Source organism: Fulvivirga imtechensis AK7 (assembly GCF_000331535.1).
Taxonomy (GTDB): domain Bacteria; phylum Bacteroidota; class Bacteroidia; order Cytophagales; family Cyclobacteriaceae; genus Fulvivirga; species Fulvivirga imtechensis.
Map to the genome: position 1 here is coordinate 77382 of NZ_AMZN01000039.1, position 20338 is coordinate 97719.

General features: G+C 43.4%; 16 protein-coding genes. 3 read left to right on the forward strand and 13 right to left on the reverse strand.

What is annotated here, in order from left to right; translation table 11 throughout:
- Positions 1–94: 94 nt before the first annotated feature.
- The 7 genes from C900_RS11340 to C900_RS11370 all read right to left on the reverse strand — a co-directional run bounded on the left by C900_RS11340 (position 95) and on the right by C900_RS11370 (position 9616).
- Positions 95–1045, reverse strand: coding sequence for an alpha/beta fold hydrolase (locus C900_RS11340; RefSeq protein ID WP_083867481.1), 951 nt, complete (start codon positions 1043–1045; stop codon positions 95–97).
- A 122-nt stretch (positions 1046–1167) separates the two neighbouring features.
- Positions 1168–1872, reverse strand: a complete 705-nt coding sequence (locus C900_RS11345) for a DUF4386 domain-containing protein (protein WP_009580004.1) — start codon at positions 1870–1872, stop codon at positions 1168–1170.
- Between the two features lie 46 nt (positions 1873–1918).
- Positions 1919–2668, reverse strand: coding sequence for a DUF4386 domain-containing protein (locus C900_RS11350; protein ID WP_009580005.1), 750 nt, complete (start codon positions 2666–2668; stop codon positions 1919–1921).
- Positions 2669–2714: 46 nt separating this feature from the next.
- Positions 2715–5342: an ABC transporter permease gene (locus C900_RS11355; RefSeq protein ID WP_009580006.1), complete on the reverse strand. Its 2628-nt coding sequence runs from the start codon at positions 5340–5342 to the stop codon at positions 2715–2717.
- 5 nt (positions 5343–5347) lie between these two features.
- On the reverse strand, positions 5348–5686 hold the full coding sequence (locus C900_RS11360) for a PadR family transcriptional regulator (RefSeq protein WP_009580007.1): 339 nt from the start codon (positions 5684–5686) through the stop codon (positions 5348–5350).
- 323 nt (positions 5687–6009) lie between these two features.
- The gene (locus C900_RS11365) at positions 6010–8421 is read right to left on the reverse strand and encodes a TonB-dependent receptor (protein WP_009580008.1); all 2412 of its coding nucleotides are present in this window, start codon (positions 8419–8421) and stop codon (positions 6010–6012) included.
- A gap of 661 nt (positions 8422–9082) precedes the next feature.
- Complete coding sequence (locus C900_RS11370; RefSeq protein WP_157494000.1) at positions 9083–9616, reverse strand: hypothetical protein; 534 nt, start codon at positions 9614–9616, stop codon at positions 9083–9085.
- 494 nt (positions 9617–10110) lie between these two features.
- On the opposite strand from C900_RS11370, the gene C900_RS11375 reads away from it, so the two are divergent.
- The gene (locus C900_RS11375) at positions 10111–10674 is read left to right on the forward strand and encodes a hypothetical protein (RefSeq protein WP_009580010.1); all 564 of its coding nucleotides are present in this window, start codon (positions 10111–10113) and stop codon (positions 10672–10674) included.
- A 428-nt stretch (positions 10675–11102) separates the two neighbouring features.
- Here C900_RS11375 and C900_RS11380 read toward each other — a convergent pair whose 3' ends face one another.
- The 4 genes from C900_RS11380 to C900_RS11395 form a co-directional block, all read right to left on the reverse strand.
- The gene (locus tag C900_RS11380; protein WP_009580011.1) at positions 11103–11369 is read right to left on the reverse strand and encodes a hypothetical protein; all 267 of its coding nucleotides are present in this window, start codon (positions 11367–11369) and stop codon (positions 11103–11105) included.
- 46 nt (positions 11370–11415) lie between these two features.
- Positions 11416–13659 (reverse strand): xanthine dehydrogenase family protein molybdopterin-binding subunit, encoded by a 2244-nt coding sequence (locus tag C900_RS11385; protein WP_009580012.1) that lies wholly within the window; start codon positions 13657–13659, stop codon positions 11416–11418.
- Positions 13656–14126, reverse strand: a complete 471-nt coding sequence (locus tag C900_RS11390) for a (2Fe-2S)-binding protein (protein WP_009580013.1) — start codon at positions 14124–14126, stop codon at positions 13656–13658. Before C900_RS11390 ends, C900_RS11385 begins: the two co-directional genes overlap by 4 nt.
- 242 nt (positions 14127–14368) lie before the next feature.
- A complete protein-coding gene (locus C900_RS11395) occupies positions 14369–15265 on the reverse strand; it encodes a LysR family transcriptional regulator (protein ID WP_040496569.1) in 897 nt (298 codons plus the stop codon).
- Positions 15266–15367: 102 nt separating this feature from the next.
- Here C900_RS11395 and C900_RS11400 point away from each other — a divergent pair, with 102 nt between their 5' ends.
- Positions 15368–16282, forward strand: coding sequence for a DUF1338 domain-containing protein (locus C900_RS11400; protein WP_009580015.1), 915 nt, complete (start codon positions 15368–15370; stop codon positions 16280–16282).
- Between the two features lie 142 nt (positions 16283–16424).
- Here the strand turns inward: C900_RS11400 and C900_RS11405 are convergent, their stop codons facing one another.
- Entirely contained in the window at positions 16425–16619 is a 195-nt protein-coding gene (locus C900_RS11405) for a pinensin family lanthipeptide (RefSeq protein ID WP_009580016.1), read from the reverse strand.
- 676 nt (positions 16620–17295) lie between these two features.
- On the opposite strand from C900_RS11405, the gene C900_RS11410 reads away from it, so the two are divergent.
- Positions 17296–19347 carry a glutamine--tRNA ligase/YqeY domain fusion protein gene (locus C900_RS11410; protein WP_009580017.1) on the forward strand — a complete coding sequence of 684 codons (2052 nt, stop codon included), beginning with the start codon at positions 17296–17298 and terminating at the stop codon, positions 19345–19347.
- 540 nt (positions 19348–19887) lie between these two features.
- On the opposite strand, the gene C900_RS29375 is transcribed toward C900_RS11410, so the two are convergent.
- A complete protein-coding gene (locus C900_RS29375; RefSeq protein ID WP_083867482.1) occupies positions 19888–20307 on the reverse strand; it encodes a DUF4386 family protein in 420 nt (139 codons plus the stop codon).
- Positions 20308–20338 lie beyond the last annotated feature (31 nt).

A 20338-nucleotide genomic window follows, 5' to 3' on the forward strand; every position in this document is an offset into this window, starting at 1 on the left:
TCTTCTTATCTCCGGAGTGTTGTTAGGCAGGCGTAGATACACAATAGCATTGGGTTCCGTTCCTGCCAAAACGTAGAGAATAGACTTCCGTCCCTTAAAAAGTAGGCGGCTTCGCATTTAGATCAGAATCCAGAAAGTCGGTGACCATAGGGATCAGCAAATCCGTCCGCTGCATCATGCCGATATGAGTTGTACCCGGCAAAATGGCTAGCCTGGATTTAGGCAGCCCATGGATATCCCCCATTTTGCCACCACCTTTGGCGCGAAACAGCTCCAGGGCATGTTCATACCGTATACCATCGGCATCTCCAAGGGCTATGAATACGGGGGCTTGGATGTTTTTTACATCCTCAGTCCAATCATAAGGCTCCAGGTCTATGCTCATGACCTTTTTTACAAATTCAGGGAAGCGGGCCGGGTCGTTGCCAAGACTGTCATATTGCTTTTCTATTGGTGAGCCCTTAAACATATCTGCAGTGATGGCGCCAAAGCTGGCCTCTACATCCGGCCACCAGCCATCATGGGCATAGGTGCCTGACAAGATCACGAGTCTTCGTACCTGCTCCGGATGGCGCACTGCCACCTGAAAGGCTACTCCCCCTCCCATGCTGTATCCCAATATGTCGGCACTGTCTATTTTGAGGTGCATTAGCAGACCGGAAACGTCATCTGCCATGCCTTCGTAGCTAAGTTCACGAGAGATGTCTTTTGTGCGGCCGTGGCCTTGCATTTCCGCTACTATTACTTTGCGGTCCTTGGATAACTCCGGGATGATGTGCGACCAGTTCATAGGTATGTTCATAAAAGAGCCGTGAATCAGTACAATAGGTTTACCCTGACCATACACTTCGTAGTACATTTTTAAGCCGTTTACATCTGCATAACCGCTTTGGCCAGGCTGTGAATTCTGACTGGCAATCGTATCTTTTTGAGCAGTCAAAGGGTGTTGATCTTCCTTTGCAGTCGGTTGGCAGGACATTATCCCTGCTACTAGAACAATCAAAGTAATAACTGCTGAGACATTAGTTATGATGTGCTTATTCATATCGTTTGTTTTTTTGTTATGATACAAATGTCGCGAACAATATCATGCCTCTTGAAGTGTATATGCGGCAATTGTGAGGGGTTAAAACGCCAGGTGTGGATACCAGGCTTCCTAATTTAGAGTTACACCATCCTGGTAGAATTGGTTCGAACACCCTTGATGAGAAACCAGAGCATAGTTAGTGGAAGACCCACAAAAGTGAGCCTGGCGAATTGGCGAACCATCAAATAATCAGGTCGCTGCAGGAGGATATACGCACAAGCTTCGGCAACATATCCTATCCCGTTGATAATGAGCAGTATGCCAAAAAACTTCGGAATAAAACCCGACCTGTTCACCAGCATACCAAAAGGAAGCAACCATAACCCCCAGAAGAGCTGGGATGCACCAATGCCGTAGCCATGCATGCGCAGCATAAAATAAGAAAACTCCTGCTTCTGGGTAAGATCCATCGATGAGGGTATTTCGCTTTTGAGAATCATAAGTGCTGCAATGTGGAAGCACTCCACGATAAGCACTATTGGCACCTGTACAAGCACTGGTGTGACCATCAGTCGCGAAAGATGCCTGTTTACCGGATTAAAGAGGCGGTAGAGCATCAGCACCATAATGGCAATAAGCGTGGTGCTAATGAGGTGGCAGAGTATGCCGGTACGGTAAAGAAACTCATGTGAAAGCATGTTTTGAGCTGTGGCTGCCGCATCCTGACGCATAATAATCTTTGATGGCACATACCCCATGCCATAGACAGCCACTAATACCAGAATGATGTACAATATCCCCGCTAGCCTGGCGGTTTTAATGTTTGAATCAAGCGAGACTTCCATATTTAAGTACCGAAAAATTTTACAATTTGTTTTACCCTATTCTATGTCATGTCACATTTGTTTTTAGTTCTATTGCCGGGTTAGTTTGTTTTTTTATTCTGACACCAACAATTAAAAACCAGAGCATGATCACAGGTTCTCCCAGTAGAAGAGGAAAAGAGTATCTATCAATCAGTATTTTGTACTCAGGAAACAAAATGAAAGTATATGAAGTGATGATGTAAGTTATGCCATTTACAATCAGATAAATTCCTATTATCCTTGGAATGAATCCTGACCGGAAAACAAGTTGACCAAACGGTATTAGCCAGAGTCCCCAAAGTGTCATTAAAATGAAATTCCCATTACTACTCATCTTCAGTAATAACATTGCAATAGAATGTCTTTCACCAGACACCATATCATTCATGATCTCACCTTTGAATATGATCAATGAGGTAATCCCAAGGATGTCAATAACAAAACCAACGGGAACCTGAATAATAACCAGCAGAGCCATAACACTGGCCAAATTCCTATTTACACCCTCAAACAGCTTATACTGTACCAGGGCCACAAACAAGAAGAGTATTATGCTCAAAATACTCAGTGCAATACTTGTCCGGAATAGCATTTCATTTGCCAGCATTCTTTCAGCTGTTGCGGTTGAATCTCCGGAAACAATTATTTTAGATGGGACATAGATTAAACTAAAGGGAGCGAAAACCGCACTTATCAGGTACAGCACCCCTGCTAATCTTGCTGTTTTTTTTAAAGATCTGGCCTTTGCCTGAGTAATTACTTCATTGATATACATAAGGATAACTATATTTTAATATCCGCGTTTGAAACGCCAGATCCAATTACTCCACCCTCAGTCCTTCTACTGGGTTTGAGATCATCACTTTCCTTATCTGGGTGCCGATCGTAAAGATGATGGCTACTATCAGCACAACGATTCCGAGAAGAATGACTTCAAAGGTTAACGGCATATGATACGCATAGGCCATTCCGAAAATCATTTTTACCAGGAAGTAACTTGTCGGTGCGCCGATTGTAATGGCAATCGCCAGCAGAAGTACATATTGTCTGCAGATTCCGTCCACTATGCCTGGCAACCCTGCACCCAACACCTTTTTGATGCTAAATTCTCTTATTCTTCCTTCTACATTAAGCTTAACGAGCCCATAAAGTCCCAGAATGGCAAGTATGATCGCTATGGAAGCAAATAGTGTCCATACTTCTGCATAGTTGTCTATGGTTTCATAGTAGGCTCCCCATGCATCTTCCTGATAACCTCCGTTAAACGGAATTTCGGGATAGAGTTGTACCCATTGGCTTTGTGCATTTTTATAGACATCATGCTCAGTGCCTTTGGTAATTCTCATCGATAGAAAAGCATAGTCCTCCTTCCCGGCAACCCTTAAAATTGTCGGATTTACTTTTTCGGCAAAGTTATAGCTATGAAAATCCCTGACCACGCCAATAATCTCAAATTGGGTGCTGTCGATCCTGAACACCTGCCCGATCGGCTGTTGCAGCGTCATATTTTTTACGAACGTTTCATTAACAAGAACCGCCCGCTTATCACTTTCACTATCCGAGTTAAAGCCACGACCACTTTTTATGGTAAGCCCAAGTGTTTGTACATAATTATCACCTACAGCGAGCTCGTTGACCTCGAACTGGCGGTCCGGAAATTCTATAATTGTAGTTTTATGCTTTCTCCCCACATGATGGCTGGAGCCGGAGACAGAGATGACGTTTGGATCCTGAGCCATTGCTGCCTGCATTTTTTCAAAGGCAGCCTGATCCTGTACAGCCACATAAATCACTTCCCTGTTTTCGTAGCCCCAGCTTCTCTTTTTCAGGTAATTTGTGTTTAGGGTAAAGGCAACCGACAGTGTAATAAATATAGTGGCCACAACCAACTGAACTCCAAGAAATGCTTTTGTCAGGGTATTTTTTCTCCCAAATTTTAAGCTCCCTTTTAATATGCTGGTCACCTGAAATTTAGAAATGTAAAAGGCCGGGTAGCTTCCGGAAATAAGGCCTGTGATAATAACAATGGCTGCCAGGAAAGCCCAAACCTTGCCACGGGCCAGAGAAAATCCCATACTGAACCCCCACATCCCCTCAAACCATGGAATAAACAGGGTCATTCCCAGGGCCAGCCCTAAAACCAAAGCAAATAACGTGATGACAATGTTTTCGGTTAGAAATTGGATAATTATGTTTGCTTTCGATGCCCCTATTGTTTTTCTTATCCCTAGTTCCTTCAGTCTTTTTGCTGCCGAAACAATGGCAATATTGATGTAGTTAATACAGGATAGTAGCAATATAAACCCTGCAACACATACCAGGTACACTATAGAGCTATAGTTACTGGAAGAACTACGGGTAATATGATTTTTTATGTCATCTGAATTTTTGTGCAGGGTGGCAAAAGGTTCCAGGCCAAATGACGAGATTGCCATCCGGTGCCCTGTAGCTTCGTTTTGGATCAACTTGTATTTCTCCATTCCTTCAGAGATCTCATGAAGATGCTGAGGATCCTTAATTTGAATAAATGTAGCATTAACCAGCTTTGTCCAGTCATGAAAGTTATAATCCTGATCAACTGCAGACAGGTTTTGAAAATTTATAAGGAAGCCGAAAGCTATCGTTTTTGCAACAGGGAACTTCTCAGCAACCCCCGTTATTTTAAAGACTTTACTTCTTGTTTCATCGAACTTCAAAAGTATATCAAGGCCGACAGGATTTTGATCGCCAAAATATTTAACAGATATCTCCTCGCTCAAAATGATGCTATTTATATCTGCCAATGAACCTGCATTACCCCATTTCAAAGGAAAGGTAAACATTTCCAGAAACTCATGATCAGTGAAACGCACCCGCTCGTGATATACGTTATCTTCATACTTTACCACTACATTCCGATCTTCTAGGCGGCATACTTTCTGTATTTGCGGGAAATCCTGCTTCAGCATTTCGCCCAAGGGCCGGGGTGTCTGTCCATAGACCTGCAGATTGCCATCACTATTGGCTGAATAGGTAATCAGATGTACTTCGTCTTTGAATTCATGGAACTGATCTGTGCTGTAAACCCACTGGGCAAAGGCATAAGCAAATACACTTAACCCGATGGCTATAGAAAGGCCAAACAAGTTGATAAGGGAGCTAACCGGATTTTTCATCATGCTCCTGAGGGTGATCAGCGAATAATTCTTAAACATGGCAGTTTGAATTAAAGATGTTATGGTGGGCTTTCTTTTCTGCGTCTGGAATTCATCAAAAGCCATTTGTTTAATGTCTCCAAACTCTTTTACAGCAGTTTCAAAGGCTTCTTTTTCCGAAATTCCATCAGCTATGAGGTCATCGATGTGGTCTCGCAAGTGTAGCTCCATTTCACGGACAGAACCATGATCAAAGGCCCGGTATTTTCTAAAAGACCTGAGCCATTGGCTTATTGCCTTCTCAAGATCGAACATCGCTATTATGAAGTTGAGGGTTTAACATTCCAAAGTTTTTCCAGCACTGCATGAACCTGCTGCCACTGCTCTTTCTCTTCAATCAGCGCCTGCTTCCCTGCCTCGGTTATCTCGTAGTATTTGCGAGGCCTGGTATCGTCACTAACAGTCCAATTTGATTGAATTAGACCGTCCTTTTCAAGTCGATGAAGCACGGGATAAAGCATGCCATCCGAAAATTCCATTCTGCCACCCGACATTTCCTTGATCTTTTTGATAATCAGGTATCCATAACTACTCCCTTGTTTGAGAATGCTTAGTATAATAGGTCGTGTTGTTGCCGCTGTAAGGTTCTTCGATATCATATCAGAGATTTTACTATTTTACTTTGGTTTTATAATACATAGAATATGAAAGTATAACGCAAGATAAAGTATAAGGTTGTGGAAAGCAAGAGAAATCATTTGAGAGTATGTTCAATGATATTGACACTGCCAGATACTTTGACTTCTGCCCTTTTCAGTGGATCCCTGGATATTTCTTTATTGGGTTGCGCAAATGTCAGTACGATGCGTGATTTTTTGTATTCGTAGAAAGGCCCCGGAAAAACCGTCCGGGGCCTAGTGGTTGTTGGGTCGATATATGTAAAAAATAGTCCTACTTGTAGTATGGAGGATTTTGGATAAAATCAGAAATCAGCTCTTAAAGAAAGTGTAACATTCCTACCCGCACCTGAAATACCGGAACTATAAGAACGGTATCGCTGATCCGTCAGATTTTCCACGCCACCGCTTATGCTGAACGATTCAGTAAGCTTATACATCGCCTTTAAATTAAGGGTATACCATGACGGGGAGTAGTTGTTTCCATTCCTATCTTTAGCGTAGATCTCATCTTTACCTCGTTCTTCTACAGCGAGATCAGCAAAACTCCTTTCTCCCTGGTACATCGCATTGAACTCAAGCGTAAGATTAGCGTTTTTATAACGTAGCCGGCTAAAGCCAAACAAGGGAGCCGCATGTCGAGACGGGCTGATAGTACCATCATCCAGCTCTTCTTTACCCACCTGGTAGTTCAAATCGGATAAAATGGAGAATCCGGCCGGAAACTTCACTTCCACCCCAGCCTGAAGGCCATAAACATGGGCGACAGCGGCATTTTGTATGGCCTGTACCTGGCTTAAGGCACCACTGTAAAAAATACTGTCCTGGCCTTCAAGCTGAAAATTTCTTCTGACCAGCGCATTTTGCAGAGTCGTGTAGTAGCCGGTAATATCAACTTTTACCGCCTCGTCAAAAACTTTAGCGATACCTAAGTCCATGTTGTAGGCATACTCCGCTTTTAGACCGGGATTCGGAACAGTAACAGTCCCAGGTTCTGAGTCAAATACTTTTCCTATATCATCCACATTGGGAGAGCGGAAGGCCGTGCCAAAGTTGGCTTGGATGACCCAGCTTTCCGAAGGCCGGTAGACGCCACCTAAACTACCGGTCAGGGCTCCGCTGTTGATCTGAGCAGTAGTAAAGGGAAAAGGAAAAAAAGTGGTGTTGTTGCTGAAATCCGCATCGAGCTTAAATTGGTTGTAACGCACTCCTCCCTGGAATGTGAGCTCGTCAGATACCCTGAATTCACTATTCACGTATGCTGCCATAGAAGTCCAGGTGGCTTCCGGGTATCGCGATGGGCCGCTATGATCCTTTCCCGTGGTAATGTCCGTCACCATTCCTTCAGAGGTCACATCGTTGAGTACATACTCCACTCCATAATAAAGTATGTGTTTTGGTCCGATATTTTTCGTTAAATCGATATTTATCGAATAAGCATCAACGTTTTCCGTATTAGTAGTGCGCTCATCGCCATTTAACGCCCTGTCGATGCGACTTTCCTCAAACGCCTGCTGGGCCGTTCGCAAACTCAACTGATCAAAGATGGTATTGTTTCCCTGATAGGAAACCGACAAATTATTCATCATCCACGATTGAGGGCCATAGCTCCATTCACCGTATTGTAAGGTGCCATTTCGAAACCTGTTATGCCTGTCGTACCTGCCGTAGGGTGAGGTGCTGGAATAGTGAAAACCATATTGGAAATCCCAGTTCTCATTGGGTTGAAAACGCACTTTCTGCATCATATTGATCTGCGAATAGGCCGATGGGATCTGCAAAAGCGGGTCGTCCTGTGTGATCACAATGTCTACGCTATCCTGCCGCTGTGGGTAGATGGTTTTGAGATAATCATCCGGTCCATTACTGCCCTGCCTCAGATGATCAAAATCCCAGGAGCTGAAGCTGGTGACCAAAGCCCACTGCTTCCAACCGACATTAACATCGAGGTGTCCGGTTTGCTCCTTATTGGCTGATGAATACCGCATTAGTGCTTTCCCCGTTACCAAAGGTTCGTCCGTTAATGACATCTGTGGGGTGAGCATCTGAAAGCTCATTACTCCGCCAATAGCATCGCTGCCATATATAACCGACCCGGGACCAAACATCACTTCGGTGTTTTCAACAGCAAACGGATCTAAATTGATCACATTTTGCAGGTTTCCACCTCTGAAAATGGCGTTGTTCATTCGTATCCCGTCAACAGTATAGATCAGCCTGTTGGTAGCAAACCCTCTTATCATAGGGCTGCCGCCACCCTGCTGACTCTTTTGAATGTACACTTTACCCGAAACACCCAGTAAGTCCGCTGCTGTTTGTGGATTTTGGATGGCGACTTCCTCGGGGGAAATGGAGATGATTTTGGACGGAATGTTCCCGGAAACCTGCCTCCATCTGGTAGCGGAAACAACCACATGGTCAAGACTCAAACTGGACAGCTCCAGCTTGATCTTAAAACCGGATTCAGCCATTTCATTATAGCTTTGAATATGTGTTTTATACCCGATGTATCGGATATGAATTTCTCCGGAACCTTTAAAAACCGCCATTTCGGCCTGCCCTTGAGCGTTAGTCACTACAGATGCACGTGGACTTTCGCTGATCAGCACAGCCCCCTCCAGGGGTTTACCCGTGTGCTGATCTATAATGGTCGCTGTTTGTGCATAGGCCACACTTGCCCAACCTAACAGCAACCACAATGCAATACCTACTCTCATGTGTATATAATTGATTTTAAGTTGACACAACTTGTCCCTAGCTTGCTTAACTTGCTTCGGGATGGAATAACCAAAGTCCTTAAACTCTGCCTTTACAACTAGTGTTAAGTTAAGCATACTTTAGCCATACCAAGCTTTGTTCTTTTTGTCCCATGCTGCCTTAAAAAATACTTACGTAGCTATGGCTATGCTCATATTTTTTGCGTTGCCTGGAACAAAAATAACTGCAACTTATACGGCACAGTACACTTAACTCAACACTAGAAAATTTCTCAATATTCATCTTCAGTTGATATGGCTTAGCCTTATGGTCATTTCATGTGCATATGTTTTTAGTATTATGATGTTAGTATAAGGATTGAGATTTGGGCATTCACCTATCCCTGGTATGCCTTTTTCTGCTCAATACTCAGACTAACTCTTTTAATAATTAGTGTCTGTAAGAAAACTCACAACTTATCGTCATCGGTAACAAAGTGCGGCAATCGATTCCTCCCCGTGGCAAACCCGGGATAGGCTCGATGATGGCTGGAGTTTTCTTATAGATACTAATTAAGTTCTCAGTATGGAGATTTGGAGGTATGCACCCAGTTGACTGAAGCGATGCCGTCTAAATACTCAATAAATTCAACTTGTTTGTGTTGATTTGAAATGATATGTACTAAGCAGATCTCGGTGGGGGAATTGAAGGTTGCAGGCTTATTGAGAAATAAGACCAATTATAATGCATATGATATTCAACTACTATAAATGTCGCAGATAACTTGCTGGTAAACTGGCTTCTGAGATACTTCAGTTCTATATTTTCTATAAGATTTTTCTTTTGCTGTTGATGATCCTTATTGGAGTCCAGTGCTATTCGCGTTAATTCATCCAGTTTTATATTCAATTCTGTTTCTGCGTGGTCCCACCAGCACAAGAATGTAACCGTATTACCAACGGTATCTGCGTCTACCACATCATACATCTGACCATTATATTCAAATTCCCCGGAGTGCTCCCAGTACAGGGCCGTTTTGCTTTCTTCGATGGTAAATGTAAGGCGTACCAATTCAGAAGGGTCTATTCCCCTAATAATCCTTTGCTTTACCTCACGTCTGACCATATGCTTTTGATACCGCAACCAGGAATAGGTTCCGATTAGCGGTAATGAAAGCATACCGATCAGCATTATGGAGAATAGCTTGTTTTTCACAGCAAACAAATATAGGAAATAACCCTGCACATTTGCTATGTTACTTACACTGGCGGTAGGATAGGATTAGTGTTTTAAAAAATATTTGTCATCAGTAAGAATCGAAGGGATCCCCCCTTAACACACACCTACACAGCGTGATTACCACTCTTCATCCACAATGGATGATTAATTCACAAGTTTTCCAGAGACAGCAATGAATAGTTTTCTCCGGCTGTTCATCTATGACAAATGGAAATATATCTAGCATAACTTTGAATTTCAAAGTACTTTCTATAAATTTACCAAACCTTCAATCAAACAAATGAATATAAGCAACAGAAATTCTATCAAACGGGGTACCCTTGTGGTAATAGGACATTTTAAAAAAGCCGCAGATGGTCAGACGTAAGTTATTCCTTTGTTGGCGCATGAAAACCGCACATCGGCATCCGAATTTTTTTAGGTTTTTACTTTCAAATACAAAGTACTTTTAAACAAACAAAACAACAACTATGGAAAAACAAAAGACAATAACCCCCTCGATCCTTCGGGTGGCACTGGCAACAGCAGCCTTATTAATGGTGCCGGCTTTAGCCATGCAGTTTACCGATGAAGTAGACTGGAAAGTGGGCGACTTTATCATTATGGGTGTTCTTATATTTGGCATAGGTCTTTCATATGTACTGATCTCCAGGTTTGGCAGCAGTCTTATTTACAAGGCCGGAGTGGCATTAGCACTGTGCACCACTTTTCTGATGATTTGGGCGAACCTTGCTGTTGGACTCATTGGCGCAGGGCCTCACTGGGGTAACCTGATGTATATAGGCGTGGTTGCGGTATGCATCATAGGCGTCATTTCCTCACACTTCAGTACGGCTGGTATGGAACGTGCAATGTACGTTACGGCAAGCACTCTTGTGTTGGTGGCAATAATTGCTCTATCTGCCAATATGCACGAATATCCCGGTAGCTCTGTGGCCGAGATCATAGGTGTAAATGGTTTTTTTGCAACATTATACGCCATATCCGGTGCATTTTTTCGTTACTTGACACTGGAGAAGTCAGCTAAAGAGTAATCTCAGACGGCCTTGGTAGTCACCCCATCAATGCTCTTTAGTTAGTGTCCCTAAGAAAACGTCATTTAGAGTTGTCTTAGAGGCACTATTTAAGATCTGACTCCAATAAAAAAGATGGTCATGCCGACTTTGGAGGCATCTTACTAAGCCGTTTAATCTATATGCTTCTCAGCAAGTTCCCCCGGTGCTTACCGATGACAAGTTTTCATTACATACTGATAGTCAATGAATTATTCGATCCGCCCACAACCGTCAATTCCAGGATGACGTGGTGGTTTATGATTTCTGTTGCTCCTCTGCTTCCTCTGTGGTTAATGCTGGCATAATGTCATTAGCCACAAAATCAACTGAAGTTGTTGGATGCCCTTTTTTAAGCATTTTATATCGAACTCACGTTAATTAAGGTCTGACTCCAATAAAAAAGATGGTCATGCCGACTTTGGAGGCATCTTACTAAGCATTTGATCTATACTTCCTGGCAAGTTTATTCGTGTCCACCAATGACCAGTTTTCATTACATACTGATAGTCAATGAATTTCGATCCGCCCACAACCGTCAATTCCAGGATGACGTGGTGGTTTATGATTTCTGTTGCTTCCTCCGCTTCCTCTGTGGTTAATCCTGGCATAATGTCATTATACACAAAATCAACTAAAAAGTTGTTGGATGCCTCAGGGTACGTCCGGATAGCCATGGGCTTTAGTACGCCTTTAAGCTTAGAGGAGAAAATACATACTCGCTTACCCTAAATATGGCTGATTATAATATCGCTTCTTAGTTGCATGATATAGCGCATTGGCCACTGCTCCCATTACCGGTGGGAATGGTGGCTCACCTAATCCTGTCGGGTCGGTGTTGTTTTGCACAAAATGCACATCGATGGCCCTTGGCGCGTCTCTGTGCCTTATCCATTGATGGGTATTGAAGTTGCTGTGATCAGGCTTACCTTCGGAGAATGTAATGCCACTGTTATACATGGCATGGCCGATGCCATCCACCGTTCCACCTTCTACAAGGTTAGCTGCTGCCAATGGGTTGACAACTATACCACAATCCACCGCGCAATGCACTTTTTGTATTACCGGTTTGCCATTTTTCATTTCCAGATCCACCACCTGGGCCACATAGCTGTTGTGGCAATAATAGGCCGCTACTCCCCTATGCATTCCTGGCTGTACCTCAGACCAGTTTGACTTATCTCTCACCAATTCTAATACACCGGCATAGCGGCTCGCATCATAGTCATTGTTTTCACCTACAGGGTTGTTTTTGGCGCGTTCAAAAAGCTCAAGACGGAACTTGATAGGATCTTTTCCTGCTGCTTCTGCTACCTCATCCAAAAAGGACTGCTCCGCTGCGGCCATAAAGTTGGACCGTGGCGCTCTGAAAGCTCCCACACTGATGTTTGAATCATATGACCACTCTTCTGCAAGATAGTTATCTACAGCCCCGGCGGGAAAACGATTGGCAAAAAGCGGGCTTTCGGGAATGCCTCCGGCACGCACATGGAAACCTATAAGGTTGTTGTTTTCATCCAAAGCAGCACGATACAATGCATGGAAAGCCGGGCTGTAGGTGCCATGTGTCATGTCATCTTCACGCGTGTAGATCAGCTTAACGGGAGCGTTCATTTTTTGTGAAATGACTGCAGCTTCCACTCCATAGTGTCCGTACAACTTTCTTCCAAAGCCGCCACCCATGCGCGTCATTTGGATATCCACTTTTTCAAGAGGGAGACCAAGTCGGGCAGCAACACTTTTTTCCATAAACTCAGGAGTTTGTATCGGGCCCACCAGTTCTGCTTTATCGGCAGTTACATTAGCAAAAAAGTTAAGGGGCTCCATGCAGTTGTGCGCGTGGAATGGAGTAAAATATTGACTCTCAATTACTTTAGCAGCTTGCTTAAATGCTAATTCAGGATTACCATCCCTTCGTACAACATTTCCAGGCTTGGAAGAATATTCTGCAATGATCTCTGCATGCCGGGCAGAGCTTTCAAGTCCGGCCGGCTGTCGCTTCGCTATTTTTCGCGAGGGGTCCGAATAATGAGAAAATTCATCTGCATATTCCTCAAATGGCTCCCACTGCGCTTTCACAGCCTTTTTAGCATTCATTACTTCCCAGGTCGAGTTACCTACAACGGCTATTAGTTCGGTAAAGGCGCTGGCATCGAACATGTTTTTAACATGGCCATCTTCATACGGCTTAAAAGTGAAGATGTCTTTAATACCAGGCATATTACGCGCCTCGTTATCGTCCAGTGATTTCAGTTTCATGCCGAAAGCCGGTGGATGAATGACCATAGCAGTGAGCATCCCTTCTCTGCGGTAATCTAAACCGAAAAGAGGCTCGCCTGTCACTATTTTAAGACCGTCAACGTTTTTTCTGGGAGTGCCTATTATTTTGAAATCATCAGCATTTTTCAGTTCTACTTCTTCCGGTACCGGGATATTGGCGGCAGCAGAAGCCATTTCGCCATAAGTAGCATTTTTCCCGCTTTTTTCATGAAGCAGCATGCCCTCTTTGGTAGTAACCTCCTCTACTGGTACCTGCCACGCCTTCGCTGCAGCCTCTCTCAACATCCTGCGGGCAGTCGCTCCGGCCATCCTCAGTCCCTGCCATCCCTGCCTGATGGACTGACTACCTCCGGCAAGCTGCCGGGTAAATATATCCGTGTTGAGCGGGCCTTGCTCTACGATCACATTTGTCCAATCTACATCCAGTTCATCAGCCACTATCATAGGCATAGAGGTCTTCACATTCTGCCCTATTTCCGGGTTTGGAGATATGATGGTAACGAGGCCGTTCTCTCCTATTTTTAAGTATCCATTAAGGCTAAACCATTCTTCAGGCATAGTTAACACACGCTTGGGATCAGAAACACAAGCAGCTAACCAACTGAAGCTTAACATCAACCCACCACCTATCGCTGTTGAGGTTTTTAAAAAAGATCGTCTGCCTATTTTTGTTTTAAGTAGTGTCATGAGGCGCTGTTTTTAAGTGTTGAAGCCGTTTTGATAGCTTGTTTAATCCTGACGTAAGTACCACATCTGCAAATGTTTCCGCTCATAGCCTCCTCTATCTGTTCATCAGACGGCTGTGGATTAGCCTCTAAAAGCGCTGCTGCGCTCATGATCTGGCCTGCCTGGCAATAGCCGCACTGTGGTACGTCCTGCTCCAGCCAGGCCCTCTGTACCGGGTGATCACCCGTTGCTGACAACCCTTCAATTGTGGTGATACTGCCATTGCCTATAGCAGAAACCGGAAGCTGACATGAGCGGATGGCTGTTCCATTGAGATGGACTGTACATGCCCCACACATGGCTACACCACATCCGTACTTGGTGCCCTGGAGGTCGAGATGATCCCTCAGAACCCATAGCAAAGGTGTTGCAGGGTCTACATCGACCTGGTGTTGTTTTCCGTTAATATTGAGATTGAAATTAGCCATACTGGTCGGTTTTATTAATTGCTGTCCTTAAGTTAATAAAGTAGACGGTTTAAAAACAGGATAAATAACAGAATTCAAATAATACCCTACGAAAATCAAATATCTCCGGTCGAATGTTTGCAATACAGCTATTTTGGTAAGTTATTACTACCATGACCTTACAGGGATATGGGGGACCGCTTCGTACCTCGCGGTGATGTTCTTAAAACGTGACGCAATCATTTTACAATTATCAGAGGACACTACCCTCCTTTCAATATGCCAAGCAGATAAGCAAGCGCTGTGTTGTCGTTATACTTATTCCAGGCAGCAAACAACTCGGTTTTGTGTGCAATGTTTTTCAACTCAATATATTTCACTTTGTAGTTATACCTATCCACCAGGGAATTCGGCACTATTGAAATACCCAGGCCACTCTCTACCAGCTTAAAGATGGTGGGTCCGTGTATAGACTGGTGTGAAATTCTGGGGATAAAGCCGTGTTCCTTGCAAAGGGTCATGATCTGCCCGTAAAACATCTGGCTGCTTTCGTTGGGAAATAGAATGTATGACTCCTCTGCCAATTGCCCCATATCGACAAAATTTTGCTCGGTGATGGCATGGTTTTCCGGAAGTACCAGCGTCAGGTTCTCTTTGAAAACTGGCAGGCTTTGCAGGTTGGCCATAAGAATATTAGCCCTTACAAAACCAATATCCAACTCCTTTTTATCCAGCGCATGTAGCTGATCCTTATTATTCAACTCTTTCAGGTAAAATCTGATCTTAGGATATTTAGCCGTGAACTCCTTCAGGATTTTTGGCAGGTAAACCTGCATGGCAGAACCCACAAAACCAATCCTCACAATGCCTTCACCTCCCTCAACGCGGAATTGCCATTGCTCCATACTCCTTTTCAACTGCGTGAGTATAGCCTCTGCTTCCTCTTTTAGCAGCTCCCCCGCATGACTAAGACTGACTTTACGGTTGGTTCTGACAAAAAGCTCATGTCCTAATACCATTTCCAGACGCTGGATTTGCTGACTTAAAGCAGACTGAGTAATAAAAAGTCGCTCAGCGGCCTTGCCGTAATGCAAAGTCTCCGCCAAAACCAGGAAATATTCGAAGTGTCGGATTTCTAATTGATTAGTTATGCTTATCATTCTATTCAAATTGTTAATTGAATATAATCTTTTTTCCAAATAATTTTGTAGCGTTAATGAATTTGATATAAAATGTTTTCCATAGCAGACTAAAAGTTGTATATGAATTTCGACAAGAACTCTTCGTTAGATAAAATTTTGAATGCACTGTTTGTTCCTTATAAGGAGAGCGTGCCCGAAGTAAAAAAGATAAGTGATGCCATGATCATCAACGGCATGATTTCCGATGAAAGCGACATTATCAACGATCACATTGCATTCCGTACCTTAGGAGTGTCTCACCTCGGCATCTCTTCCTTTGAGAAAATCTTTCTGCACTATGGGTATAAGAGGAGAGATCCTTATTATTTTGCTGAAAAGAAACTCAATGCTTTTTGGTACGAGCCACCGACAGAAAAATACCCGCGAATATTTATAAGTGAGCTTAGGGTTCATGACCTGTCTTTAAAGGCACAGTCGATCATCAGCAAGTATGTGGCCTCCATCCAGCAATGCCCTGTAGAAAGCATCAATCTCGATAATTCTGATGAAGTAGGTGCTTTTTTCTATAAACCCCTGTGGGATCTACCCATATTGGAGGACTACCAAACCCTGCTACAGGAAAGCGAATATGCAGCATGGGTGATTTACAACAGGTATTACCTTAACCATTATACCATTAGTATTCACGAGCTGCCCGAAGGGTATAATACACTGGAGGAATTCAACACTTTCCTGGAATCCATAGGCATAATATTGAATACTTCGGGAGGTAAAATAAAAACCAGCGAGGACGGCCTGTTGAGACAAAGCAGCTCAGTGTCTAAAATGCAACCTGCGACCTTTGCTGGTGGCGAGACTATGAAGATCTCCGGCAGCTATGTGGAATTTGCCGAACGATCTGTTCTGCCTCAATTCAGGAATTTGCCAAAGGATAAGATCACTCGAGCGCATCGCCGGGATGGTTTTGAATCAGCCAATGCAGATAAGATATTTGAAAGCACATATCTGGAGCAGACATCAATGGCAGTTTGCTGATTTGTGTGAGGATTGAGCATACTTCTGCGCGATATGGTGAAAAAAGAAAAGAAAGCGGTCTCAAAAGTATTAAAGAATTGCTTCACTACGTTTGCGGTAACTTATTACCTTTGAGATGGGCTTTCTTTTTCACCGTTTTAATTTAACACTCCTGCTGGAGGGCTGTACGTAGTCCGCAACCCACATCTGCAATTGTATGCTCGCATCGGGGAGTACAATTAACTGTAAAAATACCAAGATCAGTTGTGCCCCCTCCTTTTACAGTTTGTTCATTTCCTTTCTCTAACGAAGTGACAAAGCTCTGTACTTTTAGATTTTTTAAATTCATTTTTTTCATTTCTGATATTTTTTAAAATTTAACATACCCAAACGTAGCTGGATATATCCCTAACAGCAAGAAATGGTGATTTACAACAGGTTTACAGGCGCTTTACAAAAGGTCTACACTGGCAAGCACAGTTGAGATCCGCGAATCTCCCGGCTTCCTGATACTGCATGGCCTCAGTCTCCACCTTCGATCAGGGGATCCTAATATTTTCTCCGGTGCTCTACAAAAATTTGCTTATGAAGAACCCTATTAACAAATTGATTTTCAAGTAATTATGTTTTACAGATCCAGGGCTCAGCAAGATCCTTCGTCCCTCAGGATGACCTCGGATTGTGGGGTAGCAGTAACAATAAAATTGAATGATGAAATTAGATTTTAGCCAAAAAACTTTACTTCAACGTCATTCTGAGCGATAGCGAAGAACCTTACTAAGCTTGCCAGGAAAGTCTTTCGGTCGGCTTAAAATGTCCGAAGGTGGCTCAGGAGTTTAGCAAGATTCTTCGCCGACAGGATGACCACTGGTTTTTATTAAATTCAGGCTTATTGATCAAGAAAACAAATATCATCTCGTTTTGTGTTTTTTGAAGCAAAAAAATCCCTCTCAGGATGACGTTGTATTGTAAATCCACACAACCCGTTGTATTTATATCCAATTGCCGTAATTTTGCAGTTCAATTTTTGAACTATGGCAGAAGACGTAAAATCTATTAATTTCTTAGAACAACTCATTGAAGAAGATCTGGCAAACGGATTATCACCGGACAAACTGCGCTTTCGCTTTCCTCCGGAGCCAAATGGCTACCTGCACATCGGCCATGCAGCTTCTATTTGCCTCAATTTTGGATTGGGTGAAAAATATAACGCACCGGTAAATCTGCGTTTTGATGACACCAATCCCACAAAAGAAGAACAGGAGTACGTAGATGCTATCAAATATGATGTGGAATGGCTGGGCTTCAAATGGGATAAAGTATGTTATTCTTCTGACTATTTTCAGCAGTTGTACGACTGGGCAGTAGAATTGATCAAAAAAGGAAAAGCCTATGTAGACGGACAATCTGCCGCAGCTATGGCTGAACAAAAAGGAACGCCCACAACACCTGGCGTAGCCAGTCCTCACAGAGGCCAAAGTGTGGAAGAAAATCTGGACTTATTCGAAAGAATGAAGAATGGTGAATTTGAGGCAGGCAGATATGTGTTGCGTGCAAAAATAGATATGGCTTCACCCAACATGCTGATGCGTGATCCCCTACTCTACCGGATAGTAAATAAGGCGCATCACCGAACAGGAAATGATTGGTGCATCTACCCTATGTATGACTGGGCGCATGGAGAATCCGATTATATCGAGCAAATATCACACTCGCTCTGTACCCTGGAATTCAAGCCTCATCGTGAACTATACGATTGGTTCCTGGACCAGATATATGAGGATACCAAATTAAGGCCAAAACAACGTGAATTTGCCAGACGCAACCTGAGCTATACGGTAATGAGTAAGCGAAAGCTATTGGCATTGGTGCAAACCAAAACCGTTGCCGGCTGGGACGACCCACGCATGCCGACTATTTCAGGCTTGAGGCGCAGGGGATATACCCCGGAATCGATCAGGAAATTCAGTGAGCTTTCAGGTATTTCCAAACGCGACAGTGTCACTGATGTATCGCTGCTGGAATTCTGTATTCGTGAAGACCTGAATAAAACCGCCACGAGAGTGATGGGTGTTTTGGATCCTGTGAAGTTAGTGATCACTAATTATCCCGAAGATAAAGAGGAGATGTTGATCGCAGAAAACAACCCCGAAGATCCGAACGGTGGGACGCACGAGGTTCCGTTCTCTCGTGAGTTGTATATAGAGCGTGAAGATTTTAAGGAAGAGGCGGGCAATAAATTCTTCAGGCTCACTATTGGCAATGAAGTGCGGTTGAAGAGCGCCTATATTATTAAAGGTGAGTCGGTTGTAAAAGATGCTGCCGGTAATATCACAGAGATCCATTGTACCTGTGATCCGGATTCGAGGTCTGGAAGCGGAACTGAAGCGAGTATGAGAAAAGTGAAGGGTACGCTACACTGGGTATCTATTAAGCATGCTGTTAAAGTAGAGGTTCGTGAGTATGATCGCCTGTTCCTTGATGAAGCGCCAGATAGCCATGGGGACAAAGATTTTATGGATTTTGTCAACCCTGACTCGCTGAAAATCATTAAAGAGGCATATGTTGAGCCTTTTTTGAAAGAAGCGAAATTGGATGATAAGTTCCAGTTCCAGCGTTTAGGCTATTTTACCCTTGATAAAGATGCTACTTCAGATCATTTGATATTTAATAAAACAGTAGGCTTGAGGGATACCTGGGCAAAACAGCAGTCCAAACCCGAGCAACAGAATGATCATCCAGCGGCTAAGCCGGCTCAGAGCCAGCAACAGGAACAAAGAAGCGCTATCAATGAGATCCAGAAGATCAGCAAAAAATATACTAATCTATCCGGTGACAAGCTGGCGTCTGCCAGAGCAAGTATCATGAACCTTGCTGAAGGGGTTTCCTATGAAGAATTACAGCCCTTATTCAATACAGCCGCTAAAAAGGTAGGCACCCGTATCGGTGTTATGATCACTCTTGGCGTGTTGCTTAATAAAGGCCTGGTACGCAATTCGGAAATTGATGCTTTTATTGAAGCTGGCTTGAACGATGCTAATGAGCTGTTGGCATCTGAAGCGAAGACTATAGAAGCAATCAAATAGCTATAGCTTAAGATTGGAATGGTTCAGTCATATTTTTCCATTCCAATCTTTTTCCCCTCCTGTCAGCCCTTTTCCTGCACTTAAACAGGGAGTCCTTGATAATTCTTTTTTCTAGAAAACAAGCGTTTTTTCTGCTTTAGAGAAGCTTCAGTTGCAGGTGTTTGGTGGTTGTGACCTCAAAATGCATCAGTTTCGCCATTTTTTGAGGTTTCTACTCCGGTTTTCATCCCGATGTTTCAATCGGGGACGAAACAACCCCGAAGATCCCTTTGGGAAAGAAAAGGGTGCCACGTGCAAAGCCCGTTCTCCCCGCTAAACGCTCAAAACCAGCCCTTAAGGCTGCTTACCCACATGCATCAAACGGGCCGCGCTGCACGTGGACGTCCCGCCCGCCTGTTGGTCTTTTAATTTTCAAGGGAAGCCTAAACAGTATCCTTATCATGCGGGGCGTCCGCTCCCTCAATCATGGCACTGCTTTAAAGCTTCGCCTTGGATAAAATCCAAAAATCATGACACCTCACTATTGATGTTATGAAAAAGCTATACCGCGCTTGACTGAATATCTGGAAGCTTTTGATTAAAGCCTTTAATAATAAGCCATATGGGAAATATAAATTCAAATAAGGTTATTGGCAGAAATAAAGCAAATCCTTGCGGATATCCCATCAAAACAGCCAAACTTCTGCCGAATAAAAGCACACTACCAATGATACCTAATACGGCTATCCATCTGGGCACTGCTCTTGACTGAAATAAAAAATAACCCAGGATAAAGCCCCCTGATCCAAGACTTAACATGGCAACGTCAAAGCTTAGAGAATTATATCTTTTTACCAGACTGCCCAATAAATGTAAATATGAAGTATCCACTACATCAGTAGAATACTGCTTACTTACTACAGTTAAAGTCAAAAGACTTATGCTCCCAAAAGTGAGAAGAAAACCTTCTAGTGTAATGATTTTTTATAAACCGAACTATTTCCTTTGTAAG